This window comes from uncultured Campylobacter sp. (genome assembly GCF_938045205.1).
Lineage (GTDB): Bacteria > Campylobacterota > Campylobacteria > Campylobacterales > Campylobacteraceae > Campylobacter_B.
Genome location: NZ_CALIMY010000020.1, coordinates 1 through 8,740 on the forward strand (window position 1 = coordinate 1; position 8,740 = coordinate 8,740).

At 44.7% G+C, this 8,740-nt stretch carries 11 protein-coding genes, 1 tRNA gene and 1 pseudogene; 10 read left to right on the forward strand and 3 right to left on the reverse strand.

Features of this window, described 5'->3' with window-relative positions; genetic code table 11:
* Window positions 1–190: 190 nt before the first annotated feature.
* On the forward strand, window positions 191–520 hold the full coding sequence (locus tag Q0198_RS00835; RefSeq protein ID WP_036060499.1) for a helix-turn-helix domain-containing protein: 330 nt from the start codon (window positions 191–193) through the stop codon (window positions 518–520).
* 20 nt (window positions 521–540) lie between these two features.
* On the opposite strand, the gene Q0198_RS00840 is transcribed toward Q0198_RS00835, so the two are convergent.
* Window positions 541–954: a pyridoxamine 5'-phosphate oxidase family protein gene (locus Q0198_RS00840; protein ID WP_297893928.1), complete on the reverse strand. Its 414-nt coding sequence runs from the start codon at window positions 952–954 to the stop codon at window positions 541–543.
* A 161-nt stretch (window positions 955–1,115) separates the two neighbouring features.
* Here Q0198_RS00840 and murA point away from each other — a divergent pair, with 161 nt between their 5' ends.
* The 6 genes from murA to Q0198_RS00870 all read left to right on the forward strand — a co-directional run bounded on the left by murA (window position 1,116) and on the right by Q0198_RS00870 (window position 6,203).
* Complete coding sequence (gene murA, locus Q0198_RS00845) at window positions 1,116–2,384, forward strand: UDP-N-acetylglucosamine 1-carboxyvinyltransferase (RefSeq protein ID WP_297893930.1); 1,269 nt, start codon at window positions 1,116–1,118, stop codon at window positions 2,382–2,384.
* Between the two features lie 233 nt (window positions 2,385–2,617).
* A complete protein-coding gene (locus Q0198_RS00850) occupies window positions 2,618–3,799 on the forward strand; it encodes a molybdopterin molybdotransferase MoeA (protein WP_297893932.1) in 1,182 nt (393 codons plus the stop codon).
* A gap of 61 nt (window positions 3,800–3,860) precedes the next feature.
* Window positions 3,861–3,935, forward strand: a tRNA-Gly gene (locus tag Q0198_RS00855).
* A 76-nt stretch (window positions 3,936–4,011) separates the two neighbouring features.
* A complete protein-coding gene (locus Q0198_RS00860) occupies window positions 4,012–4,566 on the forward strand; it encodes a UbiX family flavin prenyltransferase (RefSeq protein WP_297893934.1) in 555 nt (184 codons plus the stop codon).
* The gene (gene coaD / locus Q0198_RS00865) at window positions 4,566–5,042 is read left to right on the forward strand and encodes a pantetheine-phosphate adenylyltransferase (protein WP_177387474.1); all 477 of its coding nucleotides are present in this window, start codon (window positions 4,566–4,568) and stop codon (window positions 5,040–5,042) included. Before Q0198_RS00860 ends, coaD begins: the two co-directional genes overlap by 1 nt.
* Before the next feature lie 72 nt (window positions 5,043–5,114).
* Entirely contained in the window at window positions 5,115–6,203 is a 1,089-nt protein-coding gene (locus Q0198_RS00870) for a hypothetical protein (RefSeq protein WP_297893935.1), read from the forward strand.
* A gap of 8 nt (window positions 6,204–6,211) precedes the next feature.
* Here Q0198_RS00870 and Q0198_RS00875 read toward each other — a convergent pair whose 3' ends face one another.
* Window positions 6,212–6,373, reverse strand: coding sequence for a hypothetical protein (locus Q0198_RS00875; RefSeq protein WP_297893937.1), 162 nt, complete (start codon window positions 6,371–6,373; stop codon window positions 6,212–6,214).
* 251 nt (window positions 6,374–6,624) lie between these two features.
* On the opposite strand from Q0198_RS00875, the gene tmk reads away from it, so the two are divergent.
* The 3 genes from tmk (at window position 6,625) to Q0198_RS00890 (ending at window position 8,181) form a co-directional block, all read left to right on the forward strand.
* Window positions 6,625–7,251: a dTMP kinase gene (gene tmk, locus Q0198_RS00880; protein ID WP_297893939.1), complete on the forward strand. Its 627-nt coding sequence runs from the start codon at window positions 6,625–6,627 to the stop codon at window positions 7,249–7,251.
* Between the two features lie 342 nt (window positions 7,252–7,593).
* Window positions 7,594–7,953 (forward strand): hypothetical protein, encoded by a 360-nt coding sequence (locus tag Q0198_RS00885; RefSeq protein WP_297893940.1) that lies wholly within the window; start codon window positions 7,594–7,596, stop codon window positions 7,951–7,953.
* A gap of 48 nt (window positions 7,954–8,001) precedes the next feature.
* On the forward strand, window positions 8,002–8,181 hold the full coding sequence (locus tag Q0198_RS00890) for a hypothetical protein (RefSeq protein WP_297893941.1): 180 nt from the start codon (window positions 8,002–8,004) through the stop codon (window positions 8,179–8,181).
* A 363-nt stretch (window positions 8,182–8,544) separates the two neighbouring features.
* Here the strand turns inward: Q0198_RS00890 and Q0198_RS00895 are convergent.
* Window positions 8,545–8,740: pseudogene (locus Q0198_RS00895) on the reverse strand (hypothetical protein); the annotation flags it as partial.

An 8,740-nucleotide genomic window follows, 5' to 3' on the forward strand; every position in this document is an offset into this window, starting at 1 on the left:
GAGTATATCTGATGATAAAGAAAGAGCATTTTATGAAAAAGAAATGCACTAGGTGGGCTTTCTAATCAGATTTTTGCTTCAAAATACACGTTGTATATCCCTAATAAGGAAGTGCTTGAAAATGAGGTGGAAAAAGTTTTGAGGGAGTATGATAAGAAAATAAAATTAAAAGGAATAGAGAATGATAATTATGAATAAAAAAGAATTACCGAAGTGTTCTGTTGAAATAACACTTTCTTTAATTTCTAATAAATGGAAAATACTTATAATAAGAGATTTACTCGATGGAACAAAAAGATTTGGAGAGTTGAGAAAATCTATAAATGGAATTTCTAATAAAGTTTTGACATACAATTTAAGAGAAATGGAGGAGGACAATCTTCTTATAAGAAAGATTTATCCTGAAGTTCCTCCAAAAGTTGAATATTCTCTTACTGAAACAGGTTACAGCTTAAAGCCGATACTGGAAAGTATGGACAAATGGGGTGTAAATTACCGAGAAAAAACAAAATACGAATAACTGAAATTGTATCAAATTAATTATGGTTTTTCTATTTTAAAATTTTCATTGGTATAAGTTTTTAAATCAAAAGTTCTGATTTCTTCTACATTAATATAAAAAAGTTCAAAAATAGGATTGTCAGGAGTTTTAAAAAGTTCCTTTATTGCTGGATATTCATTTAAAACTCTTGTTTTAAGATTAATATCATCAGTAAAATGAATATTTCCATTTACGGATATAAATGATAAATAATCTTCTGAATGAGAGAGAAAAGAAACGTAAGGACATTTTTTTAACTGTTTATAAACGTTTTTATTATTTGTAGTTGCAAGATATACTTTGTTTTTTTCAGAAAACAGATACTGAAAAATTCTTGTTTTAGGTTTATTATTGTCAAGTGTAGCTAAAATTCCGTAAGAGTTTTCTTTTAATATTTTATTATAATCAATCATTTTAATTTCCTCCAGATATATTTTTTTGAGTTAGCTAACTATGTTAATTATAGCTTAAAATAGAAAAATTGTGAAGAAGGCACATTTTTATTACAAGGTAACAAAATGGTAACTTTAAAGCTAAATTCTGTATAATTATTTAAATTTTACACGGAGAAATCATGCATTATCTACGAATTAACGGAGGCAAAAAACTAAGCGGCAGCGTCAAAATAAGTGGCGCAAAAAACGCCGCATTACCGCTCATAGCCCTATCTATCCTTTCAAAAAACGAAGTCGTAATTAAAAATTTACCCGCAGTTTCCGATATCCACACGCTAATTCAACTGCTTTCAAATTTAGGCGCAAAGTGCGAGTTCCTTGACGCCAACACTGCCAAAATCGATCCGCGCGAGGTAAACTCGACCAAGGCGATCTACGACATAGTGCGTAAAATGCGAGCTTCGATCCTGGTGCTAGGACCGCTTTTAGCGCGGTTTAGACACTGCGAGGTAAGCCTTCCGGGGGGCTGCGCGATCGGCGCAAGGCCGATTGATCTGCACCTTAGCGCGCTTGAAAAGATGGGCGCAGAGGTTAAGATCGAGCAGGGTTACGTCGTTTGCACCGCAAAAAAGGGGCTTAAGGGCGCGACTATAAATTTTGACAAAATTACCGTTACCGGCACCGAAAACATCGTAATGGCAGCGGCCTTAGCAAGCGGCACCACTCATATCATAAACGCGGCAAAAGAGCCCGAAGTGATCGCCATTTGCAACGCATTAAAAAGCGCAGGTATCGACATAGAGGGCATCGGCACGAACGAAATCCTCATTAAAGGAAGCGGCGGCGAGCTTTTAAGCTTAAACGAAATTTCGATTATTCCCGATCGCATCGAAGCAGGCACCTATCTGTGCGCAGGCGCGATCACCGGCTCCCGTATCACGATCACGCACGCTTGCGCGGCTCATCTTGGCGCCGTGCTTGCAAAATTTGAAGATATGGGCTTTAAATTTGAAATTTCAAACGGCGGCGACGAAATAACGATCCTGCCCGCTTCAAAGATCAAACCAGTTGAGATCATCACGAGCGAATATCCGGGCTTCCCTACCGATATGCAGGCGCAGTTTATGGCGCTTGCGTGCATCTCCTCGGGCGTCAGCACCATCGATGAGAGGCTTTTTGAAAACCGCTTCATGCACGTAAGCGAACTTTCAAGAATGGGCGCGGATATCCGTTTAAACGGACACATCGCGACGATTAGCGGAGGCAAGCTAAACGGCGCTGACGTTATGGCGACCGATCTGCGAGCTAGTTCGGCACTCGTTTTAGCCGCCCTTGCGGCGCGCGGCGAGAGCAAAATACATAGAATTTACCACCTAGATCGTGGATATGAGAGGCTGGAAGCTAAGCTTAGCGCGCTCGGCGCAGACATACATAGGCTGGAGGAATGAGGACTTCGAAATAAAAAACTTGTGCAAGCAAGCTCGCGGAATTCTACGAGCGATATGTTTTGAAATTTTAAGTAACGCTAGCAGCAAAATAAGGCAATTAAGCCTATGAAATTTCGCGCATTTGTTTGGGCAAAATTTAGCCTTGCAAGTTCCGGTGCAATACAGAATTCAAGGCTACGCAAGGTCTTAACTGTGCGAATTTTAAATGTAAAAAATGATAAAAAGGACTTAAAATGATAGGAATAAATGAGGCTATAGATTTGGCTACGGCTAGAATCACATCAAGCAAGCAGAGCGAAAAGGTACCTCTTCCCAGCGCTCTAGGTCGCATCCTTTCTAGCGATATTTCTGCGCTTAAAAACCTACCCTGCTTCGATAATTCAGCACTTGACGGCTATGCCTACGCGGCGGAATTCAAAGACGAAAAGCTAGGGATCGTAGAGCCTACGATTTTTGCGGGAGATGAGAAATTCTACGAAATCAAGGCTGCGCAGGCTCAAAAGATAATGACCGGCGCGCCAATGCCTGCAGGCGCGGACTCTGTCGCGAGGCTAGAGGATGTAGACGCGCAAGGTGGAACTCTAAAAATCCCCGCTTTCGTTCATGCCCACGACGGCTTTCGTAAAAAAGGCGAGGAGGTGCGCGCGGGCGAGCTTTTATTGCGCCGTGGCGAAATTTTAAACCCTGCTAAAATCATGCTTCTTGCCGCGCAAGGAATTTACGAAGTGGACGTTTACACGCGTCCTAAAATCGCTCTATTTTCCAGCGGCAACGAGCTAAAAGAGCCGTGGCAGAGCGCAAGCGAGCGCGAAATTTATAACGCCAACTCTAGCGGCATTGCTGCATTGCTGCAAAAATACGGCTTTAAAAATGAGTATTTGGGGATTTTAAAGGATGATTTTAGTACAGTATGCAAGGCACTAGACGCTGCTACGCGTAAATTTGACGTACTAATTACCAGTGGCGGAGCAAGTGCTGGGGAGGCGGATTTTATGCAAAGCGCTATGAGTGAACTTGGATTTTTGCAGGTTTTCGATCACATCGATATCAAGCCCGGCCGCCCCAGCAAGTGCTTCGCAAAAGACGGCAAATTCGTCTTTGCAATGGCGGGTAATCCGATGGCTGCTTTCGTACTTACGCGCGCAGTTATACTGCCGATCCTATTTAAGCTTAGCGGCGCAAGTGAGGCTTTTAGCGCAGAAGCGGCGATCTATGCCAAGCTCGCAAGCGATCTGAAGCTAAAAAGCGGCAGAGTAAATTTAACCGTAGGCGCATATGAAGGCGAAGTTTTTACGCCTATGCCGTCGCCTTCTGGGCGCATCAGGCCGCTGGCTGCGGCATCGCATTTTTTCTTGGCTGATCCCGAATGCGACAAAGTTCGCGCTGGAGAAATCATAAAAATTTATGAAATTTAAGCGAGAAATTATTGACAAATGAAAATTTATAGGCTACAATCGCGCTTTATCTTTACCGCATGCGGGAATAGCTCAGTGGTAGAGCGCAACCTTGCCATGGTTGATGTCGCGAGTTCGACTCTCGTTTCCCGCTCCATCTTAACTTCAAATTTTAAAATTCCTTCCGCTCCATTCGCTTTTAAAGCACAAAATTTCGATATGAAAGCCTTGAAATGAAAATTTTAGTTTGCGTAAGCGGCGCCAGTTTTTGCGAAATCGGGCTTGATCTGCTTAAATTTCTTGCTAGCTCGCCGCATGAAATCCACGCCGTGCTTACGCAGGGCGCGCGCCGCGTCCTGCGCGCCGAAAGCGGCATAGACGCGGACGAGGCTTTAAAATCTACGGAATTTAAGAGCGTAAAATTTCATCTCGACGACGATCTTAGTGCGCCGCCCGCTTCGGGCTCATTCGGCATTGACGCCACAATCTTTGCGCCCTGCTCTATTGGCTCTTTGGCTAAAATTTACGGCGGGCTTTGCGACAGCTTAAGCACCCGCGCCGCTGCAGTCGCGTTAAAAGAGCACAAGCGGTTGGTTCTTGGCGTGCGTGAGATGCCGCTTTCTGCGATCAGCCTGCGCCAGATGAGCGAGCTAGCCGCGCTCGGCGTCATCATCGCTCCGCCAGTGATCGCGGGCTACTGCGGCGTGCAAAATTTAAAAAATTTCATAATCGGCAAGTGGTGCGACGCTCTGGGCGTGCAAAACGAGCTGTTTAAGAGGTGGCAATAATGCAAAACTCAAGAAAATGTATCTATCCGGGCACTTTCGATCCTATTACGAACGGCCATCTGGACGTAATCAAGCGCGCGCTGGGGCTTTTTGATGAAGTCATCGTCGCAGTCGCGCTAAACGAGAGCAAAAAGCCCTACTTCAGCCTAAAATCCAGACTAGAGATGGCGCGAGCCGCGACACGCGGGCTTCGTGGCGTGAGCGTGCAAAGCTTTGATAATCTACTCGTGGATTTTGCTAAATCTTGCGGCGTGCGCTTCGTAATCCGCGGGCTTCGCGCGGTTAGCGACTTTGAGTACGAGCTGCAGATCGGCTATGCAAACGCCTCGCTATGGGAGGAATTTGAGAGCGTGTATTTGATGCCGACGCTCAAAAACGCCTTCATCTCAAGCTCGATTGTCCGCTCCGTTTTGAGCCACGGCGGCGACGTTTCGCACCTCGTGCCGAGCGAAATTTTAAAATTTTTGAAAAAATGAGCTTGCAAGCTACTGAAATTTAGCCCGCAGGTGCGGCTAAATTTAAAATTTGCAAGCTGCACGGGAGATAAAATGAACAAGCAAATGGATGAGATAGAAAGACTGCGAACGTTTTTAAAAAGCGTGAGATATGAATACAAAGCCTTAAATAAAATAGCCGAAGCGCAGGCTGTAAGCAGGCGCTGGGCGTCGGGTAGCTATATCAATTTAGAGCCGTTTTATTTCGAATATAACCGCTTCTTTAAGGGCAAAATTTTAAAAACTAAACCGAAAAAGATCGTAAACGCCTACGAATACGGCTTTGACGCGCAAGATCGCGTCGTTTTTGAAAGACAACATGACGACAAAAAATCTTCCTGGGATAATTTGTATTTTTGGGGGCGGGACGAAGTTTTAAAATATCACTTCGGCTGCTACAATAAAAAATGCTCAAAATGCTTCAATATAAAAAAATTTGTCTATGAGGGTGGCGTGCTAAAGTCCATCTACTCGGCCTTTGACAACAACGCCTATGGGATAGAAAATTTTACTTACGAAGGCGGCAAGCTCGCACAAAGACGGGAGTATGTAGAGCACCCTCGCGCAGGCAGAAGGAATGACGTAACAAACTATGAATTTGACGCAATGGGCGAGCTAAGCTTAATAACCGAAAATGGTTATGTGCGCTATCAAAAGCCCGATAAGAATATGAGCTACAAAAAGCTTTATGAGCTCGCCGCACAAAGACTACTGCCCGCGATTAAAGAGACGATCAAAAAGCATGCGCCAGACTGCAAGCTCTACTGTATAAATTTAGCTTGCGACAATAGGAGTTTGCCGCCAATCATCGGATTCGGCTCGCAAGAGCAGCGCGCGCAGTGGCTTGCACGAAAGGATGGTTGGCTTCTTTGGCTCGTTCCTGATTACGAGTTTCGAGCCGAGGTCGAAGTAGACTACGAAACGGCGAAAATTTTTGATCTTTTCAATCAGGAAACGCAACTAAACGATAAATATGCGCAGGCTAAAAAGCTCATTTGGGGGTGCGTGAAGCAGCTCAAAGCAGGCCTTGGCGAATTTGCGCTCGATATGACGGAGGATTTTACGATCACGGCTACCGATTGCGATCTTAGCGATCTGCGGAAAGATTTCATAGCGATAAATCCCGAGCCGATAAACGTATAGGGCAAAATTTAAAATTTCATCGTCGCGGTTTTATCATCGCGCGCAGCACTCGCCCGCCCCAATGCGCCCCACTCTGCATAACGCCGCCCTGCTCCGCCCGAAGTGCCATTATTCTGTCCGCACGGCGCGCCGTCTTTATCGACTGGTTTCCTGCTCCGCTCGCTACGCACCCGCAAGCGTAAAATTTACCCGCTTTTCTATGCAGCTCACTAGTTTGCGCGCAAATTTAACCGCGAGCCGTGCCGTAAAGAGCACAAGCCGAGCAAAGCCCCGATAAAATTTTACGCCCAAAGATCAAAAGCGGCTCGCACAAGCTCGCGCAAAAGCCCGATTTAGAGTCGAAATTTAGCGCCCGTCTGTTTAAAAAAGCCGCTATTTAGCTATAAGCTTGTAAAATAACGCACAAATTTAAAGGCGAAAAATGTATGTAATATTCGAAGGTATCGACGGCGTGGGCAAAAGCACGCAGATAGCGCGGCTAGCGGCGGCTTTTCCGCAAGCGATCGTGACTAAGGAGCCAGGCGGTACGAAGCTCGGCGAGGCGGTACGAAGCCTCGTTTTGGGCGAGGATTTTAAGTGGCGACGCGGCAGCGTAAATCTGCGCGAGGCCTGCGGCGAAATTTCAAAGCGCACCGAGCTGCTTTTGTTTCTCGCAGACCGCGCCGAGCACTACGAGCGCGTGATAAAGGGCGGCGCGGACAGGCTTGTGCTAAGCGATCGCGGCTTCATCTCGGGGCTTGCCTATGCGCTGGCAAACGACGAAAACGCAGATCTTAGCGAGCTTATCGCGCTTAATAAATTTGCGCTTGGGGGCAAATTTGCAGATAAAATCGTGCTGTTTTCGGCGGACGAGAAGCTCATCAGGCAGCGGCTTAAAACGCGTGCTAGCAGCGATATAATCGAGGCTCGCGGACTCAAATACCTAATGCGCGTGCAGGAGTTGATGGCGCAGGCATGCAGGGCGTGCGGCGTTGAGACCCTGAAAATCGATGCCGCACAGTCCGAAGAAGCGATCTGCGATCAGATAAAAAATTTCATACTTTCTTAAAATTTTAAGGCGTGGAATTTTGCCGCGGGAAAGAATTTCTGGGTCCTGCCGTGAAATTTTAGCTATGGAATTTCATCGCGAAATTTTAGCTATAGAATTCCGCCGATAAATTTTTATCTTCGAATTTCGTTATGGAATTTTACAGGAGAGGTTCTAGGCAAAATTTCATGGGCAGAATTTTGTTTTATAATTCAGTCGTAAAATTTCACTACGAAATTCTGTCTTAAAATTCTGCCGTAAACCGAAAAGGCGCGAAATTTTATAAGCGAAATCTTGCACGGAATTTTAATCCGCGGATTTGCGGGTGAAATTCCGCTTAAGCTTTAGATTGAAAGGATAATAATGAAGACGTTAAAGTTCGTTTTGCGTAAGATTTTTAAATTTATATTTCTGTTTTGGGTGGTCATAAGCTCGCTTTTGGGTAGCTATGTTATCGCAGATAATTTTTTCGGCCGCACCGTCGTAGCCTGGACGCTCATCCGTGATTTTAGCAGCACTTCGCTGGATCTGAAGGATTTTAGCATCAGCGCCAGCTTAAGAGCCACCGTTATCGGCAGACGATCATGGCGCGACGAGCGCGAGCTGAAGCCCGACTTCTCGGACGACAACTCCACCGGCGCCCCGTATGAACTAAATATAAAATTTGACCACGTGAGCGTGCCCAGGATCGTGCTGAAAAATATCAAACTCGAGCAGGCGTAAAGCGGACGCGTCGTTTTTGAAAAAGATGAGCTAGAGGTGCCGATAGAGATGGGCTATAGCGGTTACAAAAGCGGTAGTTTAGTGATACCTGATCTCGATTCTACGCATGTCAAACACAGACTGAGCGCCGAAATATGCGTGCCTGACGGCACTTGCACGAAGTTTGTGCATTATTTCTTGCCGTACAGGCATGTAGAGGGCACGGCGGCTCTGCGAGGTATTTTTTAGCCGCGAAACTTAATACAAATGTGCTTTAAGACGGTATCGCAGACGAAAACTATAGCATAAATATATATCAACATGCGCTCGTAGTTTTTTAATGAGATTTTTAAGAAATAACGTTGCAATACTATATAAGCTAAAATAAAGGGTTCGTGAAGGCTGCCGCAATAGTCATAAACCCAAGTGTCTTTGGGCTGTCTCAATGCTCTCTCTCAGTTATACCTTCGTAAATTCCCAGTCATATGCCCCTATTCTTCTATTGAAATTTAATTAAAAATGCACTCGTGCCCCAAAAGCTATAGAAATAAAAGCGGTTTTCAGATTAGAAAGAGATTAACGGTATGATTTTGAAGAGGATCAAAGTAAAAGTCAATAGGAATAGAGAATATAGCCTTTTGAATGTATGTTTTTTATATCAAGATTTAAATTTCTTTTTAACACGCCTACTAAATTTTGCATAGCTATTTTTGAACTCATTTTATCGTGATAAACGACCTCTTCTATCATTGAAAAGGTAGTTATATTATTGACGTTTTGGGCTAGGAGCAAGATCAGCTTATGTTGT